The following is an 18173-nucleotide window of genomic DNA, read 5'->3' as shown; positions in this document are numbered from 1 at the left end:
TGAATAAAAATGGATTTATTTCATACATGCATTAGTTATGTTCATGGGGTGAAAATGCTTGAGCGCAGTCATCTGATGGTGATCAGGGAAGTGGAGCGGCAAGGGTCGCTGACGGGCGCGGCCGATGCGCTGAACGTCACGCAATCGGCGCTGAGCCACGCCGTGAGGAAGCTCGAAGATCAGCTCGGTACGCCGGTATGGACGCGCGAGGGGCGGTCGATGCGGCTCACGCAGGCCGGTCAATATCTGCTCGGGCTCGCCAACCGGCTGCTGCCGCAGTTCGAGCATGCGGAAGAGCGCGTGAAGCAATACGCGCAGGGCGAGCGCGGCACACTGCGCATCGGCATGGAATGCCATCCGTGCTACCAGTGGCTGCTCAAGGTCGTGCAGCCGTATCTCGCGCGCTGGCCGGACGTCGATGTCGACGTGAAGCAGCGTTTTCAGTTCGGCGGCATAGGCGCGCTATTCGGTTACGACATCGATGTGCTCGTCACGCCGGATCCGCTGAAGAAGCCCGGGCTGCGATTCCAGCCCGTGTTCGACTACGAGCAGGTGCTGGTGGTGGCCGACGCGCACGCGCTGGCGAGCGAGGCTTATGTGACGCCCGCGCAGCTCGCATCGGAAGTGCTGATCACGTACCCCGTCGAAACGGATCGGCTCGACATCTATACGCAGTTTCTGACGCCGGCGAACGTCGTGCCGAAACGGCACAAGGTGATCGAGACGACCGACATCATGCTGCAGATGGTGGCGAGCGCGCGCGGCGTCGCCGCGCTGCCGCGATGGCTCGCCGAAGAGTACGCGCAATCGATGCCGATCGTGCCGCTGCGGCTCGGCAAGAAGGGCATTGCGAAACAGATATTCCTCGGCACGCGCGAAGCGGACGATGCGATCGATTATCTGACGGCGTTTGTGGCGCTGGCCCGTCAGGCGGATTGGGCCGAAGCGCGGTTTCGGGCGTAGCGGCGCGCCATTGGACGCACCGGCATCGAAGCACCGATGCGTGCCGGCAAACGTTTGTGCGTGCGCCGTTCTGGCGCACGTGCGCACCGTTGTTGGGAATCTCTGAAACGCGATTAATGTGCGCATATCATGCGCCGATAGATACAGATAGGGACATTCACCAGGGCTTACGATTCTTCGGAATACGTGAGGCTTCAGGGTGTTGTTCAGTCCATCGGCGTAAAGGTCCTAAAGGTCCTAAAGGTCCCGCACTTCATGAATCGCAATCTCTTCTTCCGTCTGCTCGCACGTTTGCGCGTCGGCCGGAAGCTGCTGCTTATCTATCTGCTGGACCTGAGCGCGGTTGTCTATATCAGCGGCATTCTGATTCACGAGAAGTACATCGCCATCGATTTCTCGAACAAGGAGATTGTCGGGAACATCTATTTGCGCACGGTGCGCGACGCGGTGGTCGAGGTCGCGCAGGCAGGGGCGGGCGCGCACGTGCCGGCGCATGCACTGCAGGAGACCGCGCATGCGCTCGAAGACGCCGAAACGCGCTACGGCGCGGCGATGCAAAGCGCGCAACTGAACGAGCGCGTGCGGCGTGCGCTGCTGACGCTCGCGAATGGCACGGCGCTGAACGCCGCCGAGGTCAACAACGCGCTGTTCGCATGCCGCGAGCTCGTGACGCGCATCGGCAATCAGTCGAACCTGATTCTCGACCCCGATCTCGACAGCTACTACTCGATGTCGCTCTCCATCCTGCGTTATCCCGCGTTGCTCGATGCGGTCAATCAGATCGGCAGCGGCCTGCGCGACGATATGCGGCCCGCCGCGGCGGACTTGCTGCGCACGCGTTATCTTGTGCGCGAAGGTCAGCTCGATGCGGTGCTGCAGGGATTGCACACCGATTTCGCCGAAGCGGTGGCGGCCGATCACGACCTCGATCGCGCGCTCGGACCATCGATCCAGCGCATGAACGCGGCGGTCGAAGACTACCGGCGCACGGCGCGCGCGATCGTCGATAGCGGCGATGCGGATGCGGCGCTCTTCGCCGCGGCGGATGCCGCGCAGCAGCGCGTCGTGGCCGACGTCGGCGAAACGTGGCGCAAGACCGGCGTCGAGCTCGACCGCCTGCTGCACGAGCGCGTGCGCGCACTATACGCACGCATGTGGCTGCATCTGGGCACCGTGCTGTTCCTGTTGTTCGCCATTCTGACGATGGTCTACACGGTCGCGCAGCAGATCTCGCGGCCGCTGCGCCAGCTCGCGCGCGTGATGGACACCGTGCGGCGTACCGGCGACCACTCGCTGCGGGCGCGCTGGCACAGTCAGGACGAAATCGGCGTGCTCGTGAACGGCTTCAACGAGATGCTCGAGCAACTCGATCGCGAGCGCGACGTGCAGAAGGAACTGGCCGCGACCGCGCGCGCATCGGCGGCGCAACATGCGCTCGTCGAAGCGACGCCGGTGCCGATGGTGGTGACCGCGGTGCCGGGTCATGAGGTGTTGCACGCGAACCGTCCCGCGCTTTTCTGGCTGAACGGCTGCGCGATCGACCCGTGGGCGCGCGGCCTCGATTCGGGCACGCGCGCGCGCTTTTTCCAGCAGTTGTCCGATCGCGAGGCGGTCGACGAATTCGAGGTTCACTGGAAGGCCACCGACGAATCGACGTGGGCCATGCTGTCGGCGCGGCGCCTGAGCTTCCAGGGGCAGGACGCGATTCTGACCGCGTTCACGCCGATCAATCAGATCAAACTGATGGAGCAGCGGCTCGAGCTATGGGCACGCGTGTTCGAGGCATCGTCCGAGGCGATCCTGATTCTCGACGACAGCTACCGTGTGCTGACCGCCAACGCGGCGTTCTATCGGACTACCGGCTATCGGTCCGAAGACGTCATGAGCCGCGCGCCCGGCTTTATCGTCGACGGCCTGCCCGGCGACGACGGGTTCGCGACGCTGGCGCGGATGGTCGATCGCGCCAGCACGTGGAACGGCGAAGCGCACGTGCGGCGCCGGCTCGGCGGCGATTATCCGGCATGGCTCATGGTCAGCGCGGTGCGCGATACGGAAGGGCACGTCACGCATTACATCTGTACGCTGATCGACATCAGCGACCGCAAGAAGAGCGAAGCGCGGATCCAGTTCCTTGCCGAACACGACTTTCTCACCGAATTGCCGAACCGCGCGCTCTTCAAGAAGCGGCTCGCGGTCGCGCTCGACACGGCGAAGCGCACCGGCCGGCGCGTGGCCGTGCTGTTTATCGATCTCGACCGCTTCAAGGACATCAACGATTCGCTTGGCCACCATATCGGCGATGGTCTGCTGCGCTCGGTGGCCGCGCGCCTCGTGCGCTCGGTGCGGCACGACGACACCGTGAGCCGCCTCGGCGGCGACGAGTTCACGGTGATCCTGAACGGCGCGGCAAACGCGACCGACGTCGCGCGGACCATCGAGGAGCGCATGATTCCGCTCGTCGGCGAGACGCACGACATCAACGGGACGGCGATCCAGGTGTCGTGCAGCGTCGGCATCGCGATGTACCCGGAAGACGGACTCGATATCGATACGCTGATGCAGAACGCCGACCTCGCGATGTATCAGGCGAAGGCGGCGGGGCGCAATCTCGCGAAGTTCTTCTCGCCCGACATGATCGAGCGCAGCCGGATGCGGCTCGCACTCGAAGCGAGCCTGCGCACGGCGATCGAACGCGACGAGCTGTGGCTCGCCTATCAGCCGTGCATCGATACGAAGAGCGGCGAGGTGATCGCGGTGGAGGCGCTGCTGCGCTGGGACAGCAGCGAGCTCGGCCGCATGTCGCCCGCGCAGTTCATTCCGCTTGCCGAGGAGACGCGCCTGATCGTGCCGATCGGCGCGTGGGTGATCGACGAGGCGTGCCGGCAGCTCGCGCGCTGGCGCGACGGGCCGCTCGCCGGTCTCACGTTGTCGATCAATCTGTCGACGGTGCAACTGCGCGACGACGCGCTGATCGATACGCTGAAGGCGAGCCTGGCGAAGCACCACGTCGCGCCGCAGCGCCTCGAACTCGAGATCACCGAATCGGTGTTGCTCGACGGCGCGCAGCGCAATATCGCGACGATCGACGCGATTCGCGAGCTCGGCGTACGTATCTCGCTCGACGACTTCGGCACCGGCTATTCAAGCCTCAGTTATCTGAACCGCTTTCCGCTCGACCGGCTCAAGATCGACCGCACCTTCGTGCACAAGAAGCTCGACAAGCCGACCGATCTCGCGATCGTCGAGGCGATCATCGGCCTCGGGCATATGCTCGGCTTGCGGGTGGTCGCGGAGGGTGTCGAAAGCGAACGCGAGGCGAATCTGTTGCGCCGCATCGGCTGCGACGAGTTGCAGGGTTTCTGGATTGCGCGGCCGCTATCGTCGGTGCAGCTCGACGGCTGGATGCGCGAGCGGCGCGAGCAACGCAGCCCCGGCATTGTCGAGGCATAGGCATAAGCGCAGGCATCGGCATGCGCACTGGCATAGCCGGCCGGAACACCGAAGGGCCGGCTCTGCCGCCGCTGATGCGGGCCGCCCGCCGCATGCCGTTACGCCAGGTCGAGCGCCCCGCTCAGATCGCCGAGCGGCGCAAGGCCGTTCTGCGCCAACGCGCGGTCGCGCGCCGCCACGCCGGGCAACGCCTCGAGCCCATGTACGCGGCTGATGAAGCGCAGGATCGAGTTCGTGTCGTAGACCGTGTGATCGACATAGCCCTTCTTCGCGAGCGGTGACACGACCAGCGCCGGAACGCGCGAGCCGGGGCCCCAGCGGTCGCCCTTCGGCGGCGACACCGGGTCCCACCAGCCGCCGTTCTCGTCGACCGTCACGATCACCACCGTGTTGCGCCATTGCGGCCCGCGCTGCAGATGGTCGATCACGGCCGCGATATGACGGTCGCCCGATTCGACGTCCGCGTAGCCCGCGTGCATGTTCAGATTGCCTTGCGGCTTGTAGAACGTGACCGGCGGAAGGCGGCCCGCGTCGATATCGGCGAGCAGCCGGTTCGTCGACGGGTCGTCGCCGAGGCCCGCATCGCGCAGATGGCGCGTGCGCGCCGCCGTGCCGGGCGCATAGTTCGCGAAATAGTTGAACGGCTGATGGTGGTACTGGAAGTCGGGCACGGCGCCCGTCTCCTGATGCTCGAGCGCGTACTGCCAGGCGCCCGAATACCACGCCCATTCCACGTCGCGGTCGGTCAGCCGGTCGCCGATCGTCGCGTACTTCTGCGGCGGCAGCACCTTCGGGTCCGCCGGGTTCGCGTACAGCGGATTGCCGTCGGGCGCGGGCCGGATAAAGCTCGGCTGGTACGGCGGCGCCATCGTGTTGACCGCGTAACCGTCGGGCGTGAAGAGGCCGTCGCGCACGTACTTCGGCGGGCCGTCGAGCGCGGAGGCGGGCGAATTCGGCGCGGTCTTCAGGCGCGTGCCGAGCGGATCGTCGCCTTCGAGCACTGATACATGGTTCTTCGCGATGCTGTTGTGGATGTCCGGCACCAGCGGGGCTTGCGCGGAAATCAGGAAGATGTGGTTGAGCCACGAGCCGCCGAAGGCCGCCATAAAGAAGTTGTCGCACAGCGTGTATTGCTGCGCGAGGCCCCAGATTTTCAGCGTGGCGGGCGAGTTGCGGTAGTGGCCCATCACGAGCCCGCCCGAGTCGCCCCATGCGGCGAAGCCGTTGTTGCGCCCGCCGTTGATCTGCATCTGGTTCTGGTAGAAGCGATGGACGAGGTCGCGCGTGATCACGCCGTTCGGCAGCGGCGCGCCTTGCGCGTCGACCAGATGAAACGGCTGGTTGCGCAGATTCGTTATCTGCTTCTCGCCGATGTAATAGCGCTTGCCGTCGATCTCCTGCGCCTGCGGCACGAGCCCGCCCCAGATCGCCGGCAGCCGCGGCAGCGGCGTCGTGCCGTCGCGATCGAACTGCACGTACGCATCCGGCCGGACCGAATCGAGCGGCTGCTGCAAGCCGGGGAAGTTGCCGTACAGATTCGCGAAGCTGCGGTTCTCCGCGTAAATCACCACGATGTTCTTCACCTGATCGCGCAGCGCGGCGTCGAGGCGCAGATCGGCAGCGCTCTTCGATGCATTGCCTGTTTCGCCCGCCGACTGGCAGCCGGCCAGCACGAAGCCCGCGCCGACCGCGGCGAGGCCGGTCAGCACACGGCGGCGTTCCGGGTCGTCGGGCAGATCGGCGCCGGCGGCGGCAGGTGCGCCGCCGGCATCGGTGTCAGCAAGGCGGTTCGGATCGTTGTCGTTCATGCGCGATTCTCCTTGACGCTGCGGTAGCGGGACGGGCGGTGGGGCGAGAGGCGGTAGAGGCGTCAGGCGCAAGGTCTGGCGCGCATCGCTCGAACCGCATACTCGCACCGTTTGGTGTCGGCGCGAAGGAGAAAAACGAACCGGTTGTGCGAAAAGCCACTGCCGGAAATATGTCACATGGGTGTCATCGCGCGGGCGTCACGGAGCGCGCGCGTCACGGCGATCGTCCGCCACGGCGGGCAACCCGACCAGCTCATACGCGGTGCTGCGCCCGCCGCCGTCGGTCTTTTGCAGGACGCCGGCCGCGATCAGTTCGTTGATGTCACGCAGCGCGGTGTCCGGCGAGCACTTCGCGATGCTTGCCCACTTGCTGCTGGTGAGCTTGCCGTCGAAGCCGTCGAGCAGCCGGTTGACGAGCTTCGACTGGCGTTCGTTGAGCGGCGTGCCGGCCATGCGCTGCCAGAAACGCGATTTCGCGAGCACGGTGTCGAGCGTGGCAAGCGCGGCATCGAGCGCGCGCTGCAAATGCTCGAGGAACCACGCCAGCCACGCGGTAATGTCGAGCGTGCCTTTCTGCGTGCGCTCGAGGATCTCGTAGTAGCTGCGCCGCTCGCGCTGGATCTGCGCGGACAGGCTGTAAAAGCGCCGCCCGCTTTCCGTATGGTCCATCTGCGCGAGCACCATGTCGCCGATCGCGCGTGCGATGCGGCCGTTGCCGTCGTCGAACGGGTGCAGCGTGACGAACCACAGGTGCGCGATGCCGGCCTTCAGGATCGGATGGTGATCGAAATTGCCGTCGAGCCAGCGCAGGAAGCGCGCCATTTCCTTCTTGAGCCGCGGTGCCGGCGGCGCCTCGAAGTGCACCCGCTGACGTCCGCCGGAACCGGACACCACCTGCATCGGTCCGCGCGCATCGTCGCGATACGCGCCGACGCGAATGTGCGTCAACCCGCTGTAGCCGGTCGGGAAAAGGGCGGCGTGCCAGCCGAGCAGCCGTCTGCGCGTGAGGTCCGAGTGGCAGCGCAACGTGGCGTCGAGCGTCATTTCGACGATACCCTCGACGTGACGGTCGACCGGCGCGAGCGCGCCGATATCGACGCCGAGCCGGCGCGCGATCGACGATCGCACCGAATGCACATTGAGCGATTCGCCTTCGATCTCGCTTGTTTTCAGCACGTCCGAGGTGAGTGCGGCAAGGTTCGCTTCCTCGCGCTGCGCGAGGCCGGCGTCGTGCATGCGCCCGAGCAGCAGGCCTTGCGCGCCGGTGACGGCCGCGAGCGGCGCGGCCAGCGACGCGAGGTCGTAGCGCCAGCGCGGCCAGTCCGGCGCCGCCCAGATGTAAAGATAATCTCCGCTTTCCATGCGGAGATTATGGGCAGTATTCGCCGCAAGGGCAAATTAATCTCCGCATATTTTGCGGAGATTAAGTGTCTATTCGCCGCACACCCATGGCAGGCTGCCTAAATAGTAGGACTATATCGAATGAATATCGGGAGATCGCGCGACGCCGGAGAGTCCGCCGGCGGTTTTTCGGCGGCCGCCGCATACCGGACCTGGCGCGCCCTATGCAGAGAGAATGAGGGGCGGGAAAGGCCCTTCGAGGCTCGGGAAAGTACCAATCACCGCCGCACGGACGCATGGATATAGTTTGGCTATTAACGGACCGGGCGAACCAGATTCGCTGTCACGAGCGGGGGCGTCGCGTTGAGCCGGCTTCAGTTAATACGTTTCCAGTTGGGCTGCTTGATCGATTGTGCAGTGTTGTGAAAGGTGGCGCCAGCTTTTTGCTGTCGCGTGCCCGTAAGGACGCTCGCCTGCGGTAGCCGGCGCCAGAACAAACGATATAAATCGGAGACAGGAAATGAATCACACGAGACGCCTGACACTCGGCGCGCTGGTCGGCTCGGCGCTGCTGTTCGGCGCGGCCATCAACGGTCACGCGGAAGACAAGAAAATCACGCTCGGCTTCGCGCAGGTCGGCGCCGAAAGCGCATGGCGCACCGCCAATACCGTATCGGTCAAGCAGGCCGCGAAGGACGCCGGCGTCAATCTCAAGTTCTCGGATGCTCAGCAGAAGCAGGAAAACCAGATCAAGGCAATCCGCTCGTATATCGCGCAGAAGGTGGACGTGATCGCATTTTCGCCGGTCGTCGAATCGGGCTGGGAGCCGGTGCTGACCGAAGCGAAGAACGCGAAGATCCCGGTCATCCTGACGGACCGCAATATCGACGTGAAGGACAAGTCGCTGTACGTGACGATGATCGGCTCGGACTTCCTCGAGGAAGGTCGCCGCGGCGGCCGCTGGCTCGAAGAGCGCTACAAGAACGACAAAGGCCCGATCAATATCGTCGAGCTGCAGGGCACGGTCGGCTCGGCGCCGGCCAACGATCGCCACGCCGGCCTGATGGAAGTGATCAAGAACGATCCGAAGTTCAAGATCATCGCGTCGCAAAGCGGCGACTTCACGCTCGCGGGCGGCAAGCAGGTGATGGAAGCGTTCGCGAAGACGTACGGCAAGCAGATCAACGTTGTCTACGCGCATAACGACGATATGGCGCTCGGCGCGATCCAGGCGATGGAAGAAGCGGGTCTGAAGCCGGGCACCGACATCAGCGTGGTCTCGTTCGACGCGACGAAGGGCGGCTTCGAAGCGATGGTCGCGGGCAAGATCAACGTCGACGTCGAATGCAGCCCGCTGCTCGGGCCGCAGCTGATGCAGGCGGCGAAGGATATCGTCGCCGGCAAGCAGTTGCCCAAGCGCATCACCACCGAAGAAACGGTGTTCCCGATGAGCGTCGCCGCTCAGGTGCTGCCGACGCGCAAGTACTAGGCAGTCGGGAGCCAGGCGGGTCCGGCGCCGGCGCGGCATGCGCGGCGCCGGACTTTTTTCAGGCTTTCTTGTTGGTCTTCGCTACGCTCATGAGCGACTCTCCCATTCTCGAAACTCTCGGCATCAGCAAGTCGTTTCCGGGCGTCAACGCGTTGCAGCGCGTCGATTTCCGCCTGTTCCCGGGCGAGATCCATACGCTGATGGGTCAAAACGGCGCGGGCAAATCGACGCTCATCAATGTGCTGACGGGCGTGCATGCGTACGACGCCGGCGAGATCCATCTTGCCGGTCAATCCGTGCGGTTCGCGACGCCGCTCGAAGCGGAAGCCGCGGGCATTCGCACGCTGTATCAGGAAGTGAACCTGTGTCCGAATCTGTCGGTCGCGGAGAATATCTTTGCGGGCCGGCATCTGAAGCGGCGCGGCCTGATCGACTGGAAGTCGATCCACGCCAAGGCCGAAGCGGCGCTCGCCGATCTGAACGTGTCGCTCGACGTGACGCGTTCGCTCGACGCCTATCCGATCGCGGTCCAGCAGATGGTCGCGATCGCGCGCGCGGTGTCGGTCGATGCGCGCGTGCTGATTCTCGACGAACCGACCTCGAGTCTCGACGACGGCGAAGTCGCGCGTCTTTTCGACGTGCTGCGCAAGCTCAAGCAGTCGGGCATCGCGATTCTGTTCGTCACGCACTTTCTTGAGCAGACGTACGCGGTATCGGACCGCATCACGGTGATGCACAACGGCGAGCGCGAGGGCGAGTATCTGGCGAAGGACCTGCCGGTCGACGAACTGGTCGCGAAGATGGTCGGCCATGCGCGGATGTCCGAGCGCCTGAAGCAGGCGGCCAGCGAGCAGCCGTTGGCCGTGAGCGAAGCGCCGCCGATTTTCGAAATGCGCGGCGTCGGCCGGCGCGGCTTGCTGAACCCGATCGATATCGACGTGCGGCCCGGACAGATTCTCGGTCTTGCGGGCCTGCTCGGCTCGGGCCGCACCGAAACCGCGAAGCTGCTGTTCGGCGCCGAGAAATCCGACGAGGGCACGGTGCTCGCGAACAGCCGGCGCGTGAAGCTGCGCTCGCCGCACGACGCGGTGCGCCATGGCATCGGCTATTGCCCGGAGGACCGCAAGAAGGAAGGCGTGGTCGCGGACCTGTCGATCCGCGAGAACATCGTCTTCGCGCTGCAGGCGCGACGCGGCTGGTGGCGCGTGATCGGCCGCGCGAAGCAGCGCGAAATGGCCGACGAGTACATCAGGATGCTCGGCATCAAGGCGCGCGACGCGGATCAGCCGATCGGGCTTTTATCAGGCGGCAATCAGCAGAAGGTGCTGCTTGCGCGCTGGCTTGCCACCGAGCCGAAGATGCTGATTCTCGACGAACCGACGCGCGGCATCGACGTTGCCGCGAAGTTCGAAATCATGGACCGCGTGCTGGCCTTGTGCGCGAAAGGGCTCGGCATGCTGTTCATCTCGTCCGAAGTGAGCGAAGTGGTGCGCGTGAGCCACCGCATCGCGGTGCTGCGCGACCGGCGCAAGGTAGCGGAAATCGCGGGCAACGCGGTGTCGGAGGACCAGGTGTATCAGCTCATTGCAGGGAGCGACCAATGAAAGCGATCAAAGCCGCGTTCCAGCACACGCTTATGTGGCCGGTGCTCACGCTGGTGTTGCTGATTGCGCTCGATGTCGTGCATCGCGCGAACTTCCTCGCGATCTCGACGTTCGAGGGGCACTTCTTCGGCGCGCCGATCGATATTCTGAATCGCGCGGCGCCGCTCGTGATCGTGTCGCTCGGCATGACGCTCGTGATCGCGACACGCGGCATCGATATTTCCGTCGGCGCGGTCGTGGCGATCGCGGGCGCGGCAGCGGCGATGCTGCTTGCCGATAACCCGGCGAATGTGACGACGGCCGTCTTCGCCGCGCTTGCCGTCGGCCTCGTTGCCGGCGCATGGAACGGCGTGCTCGTCGCGTTCGTCGGCATGCAGCCGATCATCGCGACGCTCATTCTGATGGTGGCCGGCCGCGGCGTCGCGCAGTTGCTGACCGGCGGGCAGATCATTCCGATCGGCGCGCCCGCTTATCTCGTGATCGGCGGCGGCTATCTCGCGCGCATCCCGTGCGCGGTCTGGGTCGCGGCGGCGGTGACCGCGGCGACGGCTTTGCTGATGAGCCGCACGGCACTGGGCCTGTTCATTCGCGCGATCGGCGTGAATCCGGTCGCGACGCGGCTGGTCGGTTTGCGCTCGAGTCTGATCGTGTTCGCCGTGTATGTGTTCTCGGGGCTGATGGCCGCGATTGCGGGCGTGCTGATGAGTTCGAACGTGCGCAGCGCCGACGGCAACAACGCGGGCCTGCTGCTCGAACTCGACGCGATTCTCGCGGTGACGCTCGGCGGCACGTCGCTCGCCGGCGGCAAGTTCAGCCTCGCCGGCACGGTGCTCGGCGCGCTGATTATCCAGACCCTCACTTACACGACGTATTCGATCGGCGTGCCGCCCGAAGCGACGCTCGTGGTGAAGGCGATCGTCGTGCTGCTGGTCTGCGTGATCCAGTCGGAGTCGGCGCGCGCGCTGCTTGTCAAGCACGCGAAGCGGCTCTTTTCGTTCGCGCAAGCGAAACCCGTCAGCGAGGCCGCGAAATGAGCAACAGCAAAGAAGAGGGAAACCCGGCCGTGAAATCGACCTTCGTGACGCGCCTGCTCGATCCGCGCACGCTGCCCATCGTCGTGACGATTGCGCTCTTTGCCGCACTGTTCGGCTTCGGCTCGGTGATGTACACGGGCTTCTTTTCGCTGCAGGTGCTGCTGGGCCTGCTCGTCGACAACTCGTTTCTGCTGATCGTCGCGCTCGGCATGACCTTCGTGATCGTGTCGGGCGGCATCGATCTGTCGGTCGGCTCGGTCGTCGCGCTGACCACCATTCTGTGCGCGGTGGCCGCGCAATGGTGGCATTGGCCGATCTGGGCGATCGTGCCGCTCGTGCTGCTGTTCGGCGCCCTGTTCGGCGCCGCGATGGGCGCGCTGATCCACTTCTTCAAGCTGCAGCCGTTTATCGTCACGCTCGCGGGCATGTTCCTCGCGCGCGGCGCCTGCTTTCTGATCACGACGCAGTCGATCACCATCGACGAAAAGACGTTTCATGCCGTGTCCGCGTTCAGCGTGCCGATCGGCAGCGGCACGCTGAATTCGGGGGCGCTGATCGGTATCGTCGCGCTGATCGCGGCGATCTATATCGCGCATTTCACGCGCTTTGGCCGCAACGTGTATGCGATCGGCGGCAACGAACGGTCGGCGTTGCTGATGGGCTTGCCCGTTGCGCGCACGAAGATCGGCGTCTACGCGCTCAGCGGATTCTGCTCGGCGCTCGGCGGTGTCGTGTTCACGCTGTATCTGCTGTCCGGTTATGGGCTGCAGGCGCAGGGGATGGAACTCGATGCGATCGCGGCAACCGTGATCGGCGGCACGCTGCTGACGGGCGGCGTCGGCTATGTGTTCGGCTCGGTGTTCGGCGTCGGCATTCTGGGCACGATTCAGACGCTGATTACGTTCGACGGCACGCTCAGTTCGTGGTGGACGCGGATCGTGATCGGTGCGCTGCTGTGCGCGTTCTGCCTGCTGCAACGCTTGATCGAACGGCATGCGGCGCGCCGCAAGTCGAGCGGCACGGGGCTGCACGCGAGCACGAAGAAGGCGCGCGCCGAGGAGCGCGCGCCGCAATCGGACCCCAAGGATCAGCCCGGCAAAGACAAGCCGGGCCTTGCGGCGATGATCACGCGGCGCACGTGAACGGTGTGAACCGGTGACACGGACAAAGCCGTCAATCGGCGCCGCAAACAGGCGGCTCGAACACGCGGCTCGAACACGCGTCGCGGAAGACCGCGCAAATGAGCGGCGCAAGCAGGCGGTATAAACAAGCGGCGCGCTATTGCGCCGGCTTGTCGACCTCGATGCCGAGTTCCGTGACCATCCGTTCGACGAGCGCCTCGAGCCGCGCAACCTTGCCCGCCAGTTCGCTGTAATCGGCCTTGAGCGTTTCGAGTTCGGCGCTCGCGGCATCCGACGATGCGCCGCCGGTCGCGAATTCGCCGGCGCCGCCGCGCGGCTGCGGCTGCGCCTCGCTGGCATGCGCTTCCCCGCACAGCAGATGCATCCAGCGGCTTTCGCGCTCGCCTGGTGTGCGAGCGAGCTTCAGCACGAGCGGCGTGCCGCGCGCGGCGAGTTCGTCGAGAAACGCTTCGACGGACGACGTATCGGCGAACGAATGCAGGCGCGCGGTGGCGAGGCGCAATTCGGCCGCCGTCTGCGCGCCGCGCAACAGCAACGCGGTGAGCAGCGCGGCCGCCTGGCGGGGCACGCCGAGCACGCGCTCGAGATTGTGTTCGAAGCGCGGCACGCGGCTGCTGCTGCCTTCGAAGACGAGACTGAGCCGTTTCAGGCTTTCGATCGCGCCGAGCACGTCGGCTTCGCTTGCATTCATGACCGGCGCGCGCGACGTTTTCTGATTGCAGCCGAGCGTAAGCGCGTTGAGCGACAGCGGATAGGTGTCGGGCACCGTGTGCTGCTTTTCGAAGAGCACACCGATCACGCGTGCTTCAAGCGGAGTCAGCGCGCGCAGCGCGGCGCGTGGGGTATCGTCGGCGGTGGGGGAATTCATATGCGTTTGCGGTTCGGGTGGATCGGCATGCGCGATTGTCCGCCAAAACGCCATGGTGCGACACCGTGCGATACAGCGCTGCGCCTGCGCGCACATAACCGGCGGCGACCGGGCGGGCCGGAGTCCGCTGCGCGCGGCGCGCTATCCGGCTGTCGATTTGCGCACGATAACCAGCGCGATACCGCCGAGAATCGCCACGGCGCTCACAGCGAGCCGCGCGGTCAACGCTTCGTTCAGTAACGCGATGCCGCCGAGCGCGGCGATCAGCGGCACGCTCAACTGCACGGTGGCCGCGCTCGATGCCTTCAATTCCTTCAATGCCGCGTACCAGATGACATAGCCGAGCCCCGATGTGATCGCGCCGGAGATCAGCGCGTAGCCGAGGCCCGCGCGGTCCGCGAAGACAGATGCGTGCATTGGCGCGCCGAGCGTGGTCAGCGCACTGAGCGCGGCCGCCAACGGCACCGCGCGCAGAAAGTTGCCGGCGGTGGCCGCGGCCGGATCGGCGGCGCGCTTGCCGCGCAGCGAATAGATGCCCCATGCGATGCCCGCGGCAAGCATCAGCAGCGCAGAGGCGAGCGGCGGCGCGAGGTTCGGCGACGCGCGGCCCGGCAGCACGAGCACGACAAGGCCCGCGAGCGCGAGCGCGACGCCGAGCCACTGGCGGATCCGCAAGCGTTCGCCGCTCCACAGCGCGTAACCGATCATCGTCGCCTGCACCGCGCCGAACAGCAGCAGGGCGCCGACGCCGGCCGCGAGTCCGACGTAGGCGAACGAAAAGGCGGCGGCATAGACGAACAGCGCAAGCGCTGCATACCAGTCGCCGCGCGTGCGCGGCGGCTGCGGCGCCCGCCAGCGCTGGATCAACCAGAGCGCCGCCGCCGCGGCGACGATGCGCACCGTCGTGAAGCTCGCCGGATCGATCGCGCCCGCTTTCAGCGCGACACGGCATAGCAGCGAGTTGCCCGCGAAGGCAAACATCGCGAGCGTGGTCAGCGCGGCGAGGCGCGTGCGCGACGCCGTGGCGCGGGCGGCAGCAAGCGGTTGAGGAGGGGGCGATGAACGCATCGCTACAGCGTAACAGCCGTCACGCTCTCGCGCCCACGCGGCGACCGTTGCGCTGCCCCGGCTTTACCCCGTTCAAGTAGCGGCGGACGGCTTGATGTTCTGGTTCCGGCTGAACAGATTGTGCGGGTCGTAGCGGTCTTTCACGGCGACGAGCCGCTCGTAATTCGGTCCGTAGGCCGCGCCGATCCGGTCGGTTTCTTCTTCCGTCAGGAAGTTCACGTACACGCTGCCGAGCGCAAACGGCTTCGTGTTCTCGAAGAACGCGCGCGCCCATCCGATGCAGCGTGCGTCGTCGGCCGCCTCGCTCCAGCGGCCGTGCACGTTCATCACGTACTTCGCGTCGCGCGCGGCGTAGGCGGTCGCGTCCTCGGCCACGCGCGACATCGCGCCGCCAACCTGGCCGAAAAAGATCTCGCATTGCGGCGACGGCAGCGTGCCGATCGCCTCGACGAGCGCGTCGATCAGGCCATCCTGCAGCGCGGACAGATTGTGCGACTTCCAGTAGTTGCGTTCGCCGGGCGTGAGCAGCGGATCGAATGCCTGTTGCCACGCGGTGTACGGCATCGGTCCGAGATGCTCGCCATAAGGCTTGCCGAACTGACGCACGGCTTCGACCGCGTGCGGTCCGTTTTCGACCGGCCCCGTGTAGCAGATCGCGAATGCGAGGATCGGCTTGCCGTGCACCTCGGCCGGCAGGAACGGCAGCGGCGGCGCCAGCCGCGAGACGCACCAGACGGTCAGTTCGTCGGGCATCGAGTCGACCGCGTTGCGGTAGCGGCCGAGCGCTTCTTTGGCCTGATCGAGCGGCAGCACGACGAGGCCGCCGTAAATCTGTGGCCCGAGCGGCTGCAGTTCGAACTCGAACATCGTGACCACGCCGAAATTGCCGCCGCCGCCGCGGATCGCCCAGAACAGGTCTTCGTGTTCATCGGCACTGCAGTGCAGGAGTTCGCCGTCGGCGGTGACGATGTCGGCCGAGACGAGGTTATCGACGGTCATGCCATAGCGGCGGCTCAGCCAGCCGAAGCCGCCGCCGAGCGTAAGCCCCGCGACGCCGGTGGTCGAGTTGATGCCGAGCGGCACCGCGAGCCCGAACGCCTGCGCTTCGTGATCGAAGTCGCGCAGCGTGCAGCCGGGTTCGACATACGCGCGGCGCGCGAACGGATCGACGCGCGCCGATTTCATCGCGGAGAGGTCGATGACGAGGCCGTCGTCGCATAGCGCCGTGCCCGCGATATTGTGGCCGCCGCCGCGCATCGCAAGCGGCAGATGCTGTTCGCGCGCAAAGTTCACGGCTTCGCGCACATCCGAGACCCCGGCGCAGCGGACGATGACCGCCGGACGCCGGTCGATCATCGCATTCCAGATGGAGCGCGCTTCGTGGTAGCTGGCGTCGTCCGGCACGAACACCTGCCCGCGCGTGGCGGCTCTCAAACCATCAATTGCGTCCTTCGACAAGTTCGGCATTGCACACCTCCACGCACGAGCGTTTTAATCGACGGCGGCTGGCTCATTTCGGAAGCCTTACCGTTTTTCAACTCAGTAAACGGGCGGTGCTACTGAACACAAACTAACGTAAACCCGCGGTGGACTTCGCTGGCGGCGTGAAACGCACGGTACACGGTCGTTAGGCACAATGAATGCGCAACGCGAAGTTTTCGTCCGCGATGCGACGGATGGAATGCTTCGGGAATACGCAGCGCATCACGTGCCGCCTGAGCGCGCACGGGCGGCATTGCTCAGACGGTTGCGTGACGCTTGCGCTCGGTGAGCGCGCCTGTCGCGATCGCCTGCGCGAGCCGTTTGGGTACGCCGGCGATCGTCGATATTGCAGCGCTGCTTCAGTGAAAGATCAGATACAGAATGACGAGGACGATGAGCGGCACACCGAGCATCCAACCGATCAGATAAGGCATTTTCATTCTCCCTTGTGCGACTGCCGAAGCGCGATCGCGCTTCACGAAAGCAGCGCTTGCAGACGAAGTCGCAAGGCGCGTACCTAAGGCGCCGGCACGGAGCACTGGCGTGCGCACACCGATTGAAGCTATGCTCGCAACGCACACTCGAGGAGCAAAAATGCGGGGAGACGACTTGCAAACGCCGGCGCCGCCGCTGACACTTCCGCACGCCGGGCCGCGGACCGACGGCTATCGGGCAGACGCCTGTTCCGTCACGGATTTTGCCGGCCAGATCGCGGCGGGCGAGGAAGCGCAGCACACGGCATTCGCGCATTCCACACCGCATGGTATTGCGCTCTACGACTGCGGCGCGCTGCGCCGGGTACGGGCAGATCCTGCCGCACGTGCGTCCTTGCTCGCCGAATGGGTGCATGTGTTGCGCGACGGCGCGGGGGCGATCGTCCTGCGGCATGCATACGACGATACCGCGCCGATCGACGAGGCGACCGCGCTATTCGAAGCGATCATTCGCGACGAACGCGCGAAAGGCGGCGCCGGCGGCGATCACTTCGCCAGGGCGGGCGCGAACGACCGGATCTGGAACGCACTGGAAAAACTGTGCTTGCGGTCGCCTGACGTTTTCGCGCGCTACTACGCGAACGAATTCGTCGCGGCCGCGGCCGACGCATGGCTCGGCCCGCAGTATCAGATGACCTCGCAGATCAATGTGGTGCGGCCCGGCGGCGCGGCGCAGCAGGCGCATCGCGACTATCACCTCGGTTTTCAGACTGTCGACGAAGCGCAGCGTTTTCCCGCGCACGTGCACACGATGTCGCCGTTTCTGACGCTGCAAGGCGCGATCGCACACGTCGATATGCCAATCGAAAGCGGCCCGACGAAACTGCTGCCCTATTCGCAGCGCTACGCGCCGGGCTATCTGGCCTGGCGGCGCGCCGACTTTCGCGAGTACTTCGAAGCGCATTGCGTGCAACTGCCGCTGGAGAAGGGCGACGCGCTGTTTTTCAATCCCGCGCTGTTTCACGCGGCCGGCGAAAACCGCACGGCCGATGTTGCGCGCATGGCGAACCTGCTGCAGATATCGTCCGCGTACGGGCGCGCGATGGAATCGGTCGATCGTGTCGCGATGTGCGAGGCGATCTATCCCGTGTTGCTCGATTGCGTTATGCACGCGCGCTTCGGTGCGCCGCAGCTCGACGCGGTCGTCGCGAGTTGCGCGGAAGGCTATCCGTTTCCAACCAATCTCGATCGCGATCCGCCGCTCGACGGTCTTGCGCCGCCGAGCCAGCAGGCGCTGATCAGGGAGGCGCTCGGCGCCGCATGGCCCGCGGAGAAGTTCGACGCTGCGTTGCATCATCACGCGTGGCGTCGCGAGACCGCTGCATCGGATGAGGCCGGCGAACGCGTGCGCTGCATCGGCTAGAGGCGATTCGCTTTGCCCTGTGTGCCGCGCGCTGCTCCCTTGACCCGCAAGGTTGGACTTTGGCGCA

Annotated in this window: 12 protein-coding genes; 7 read left to right on the top strand and 5 right to left on the bottom strand. The window is 65.5% G+C overall.

Annotated elements, in window-relative coordinates:
- Nucleotides 1–9 precede the first annotated feature (9 nt).
- Together ACYPXD_RS21145 and ACYPXD_RS21140 are read left to right on the top strand one after the other, a co-directional pair.
- Nucleotides 10–963 (top strand): LysR family transcriptional regulator, encoded by a 954-nt coding sequence (locus tag ACYPXD_RS21145; RefSeq protein ID WP_459715444.1) that lies wholly within the window; start codon nucleotides 10–12, stop codon nucleotides 961–963.
- A gap of 255 nt (nucleotides 964–1218) precedes the next feature.
- A complete protein-coding gene (locus ACYPXD_RS21140) occupies nucleotides 1219–4413 on the top strand; it encodes an EAL domain-containing protein (protein ID WP_459715442.1) in 3195 nt (1064 codons plus the stop codon).
- A 98-nt stretch (nucleotides 4414–4511) separates the two neighbouring features.
- Here the strand turns inward: ACYPXD_RS21140 and ACYPXD_RS21135 are convergent, their stop codons facing one another.
- The gene (locus ACYPXD_RS21135; RefSeq protein ID WP_459715440.1) at nucleotides 4512–6221 is read right to left on the bottom strand and encodes an acid phosphatase; all 1710 of its coding nucleotides are present in this window, start codon (nucleotides 6219–6221) and stop codon (nucleotides 4512–4514) included.
- A 198-nt stretch (nucleotides 6222–6419) separates the two neighbouring features.
- The gene (locus ACYPXD_RS21130) at nucleotides 6420–7583 is read right to left on the bottom strand and encodes a DUF4172 domain-containing protein (RefSeq protein ID WP_459715438.1); all 1164 of its coding nucleotides are present in this window, start codon (nucleotides 7581–7583) and stop codon (nucleotides 6420–6422) included.
- A gap of 499 nt (nucleotides 7584–8082) precedes the next feature.
- Here ACYPXD_RS21130 and ACYPXD_RS21125 point away from each other — a divergent pair, with 499 nt between their 5' ends.
- The 4 genes from ACYPXD_RS21125 (at nucleotide 8083) to yjfF (ending at nucleotide 12831) form a co-directional block, all read left to right on the top strand.
- Nucleotides 8083–9051, top strand: coding sequence for an ABC transporter substrate-binding protein (locus ACYPXD_RS21125; RefSeq protein WP_459715436.1), 969 nt, complete (start codon nucleotides 8083–8085; stop codon nucleotides 9049–9051).
- 89 nt (nucleotides 9052–9140) lie between these two features.
- Entirely contained in the window at nucleotides 9141–10655 is a 1515-nt protein-coding gene (locus ACYPXD_RS21120; RefSeq protein ID WP_459715434.1) for a sugar ABC transporter ATP-binding protein, read from the top strand.
- Nucleotides 10652–11689, top strand: coding sequence for an ABC transporter permease (locus ACYPXD_RS21115; protein ID WP_459715432.1), 1038 nt, complete (start codon nucleotides 10652–10654; stop codon nucleotides 11687–11689). Before ACYPXD_RS21120 ends, ACYPXD_RS21115 begins: the two co-directional genes overlap by 4 nt.
- Complete coding sequence (gene yjfF / locus ACYPXD_RS21110; protein WP_459715430.1) at nucleotides 11686–12831, top strand: galactofuranose ABC transporter, permease protein YjfF; 1146 nt, start codon at nucleotides 11686–11688, stop codon at nucleotides 12829–12831. The genes ACYPXD_RS21115 and yjfF overlap by 4 nt, the downstream gene beginning before the upstream one ends.
- A 136-nt stretch (nucleotides 12832–12967) precedes the next feature.
- Here the strand turns inward: yjfF and ACYPXD_RS21105 are convergent, their stop codons facing one another.
- From ACYPXD_RS21105 to ACYPXD_RS21095, 3 genes are all read right to left on the bottom strand, one after another.
- A complete protein-coding gene (locus tag ACYPXD_RS21105) occupies nucleotides 12968–13699 on the bottom strand; it encodes a YceH family protein (RefSeq protein ID WP_459715428.1) in 732 nt (243 codons plus the stop codon).
- Between the two features lie 141 nt (nucleotides 13700–13840).
- On the bottom strand, nucleotides 13841–14767 hold the full coding sequence (locus tag ACYPXD_RS21100) for a DMT family transporter (protein WP_459715426.1): 927 nt from the start codon (nucleotides 14765–14767) through the stop codon (nucleotides 13841–13843).
- A gap of 72 nt (nucleotides 14768–14839) precedes the next feature.
- Nucleotides 14840–16234 (bottom strand): FAD-binding oxidoreductase, encoded by a 1395-nt coding sequence (locus ACYPXD_RS21095; RefSeq protein ID WP_459715424.1) that lies wholly within the window; start codon nucleotides 16232–16234, stop codon nucleotides 14840–14842.
- 609 nt (nucleotides 16235–16843) lie between these two features.
- Here ACYPXD_RS21095 and ACYPXD_RS21090 point away from each other — a divergent pair.
- Complete coding sequence (locus ACYPXD_RS21090; RefSeq protein WP_459715421.1) at nucleotides 16844–18106, top strand: phytanoyl-CoA dioxygenase family protein; 1263 nt, start codon at nucleotides 16844–16846, stop codon at nucleotides 18104–18106.
- Nucleotides 18107–18173 lie beyond the last annotated feature (67 nt).

The organism is Paraburkholderia sp. 2C, assembly GCF_054589215.1.
The sequence above is the reverse complement of the archived record's forward strand: the minus strand, read 5'-3'. Positions and strand labels throughout refer to the sequence as shown.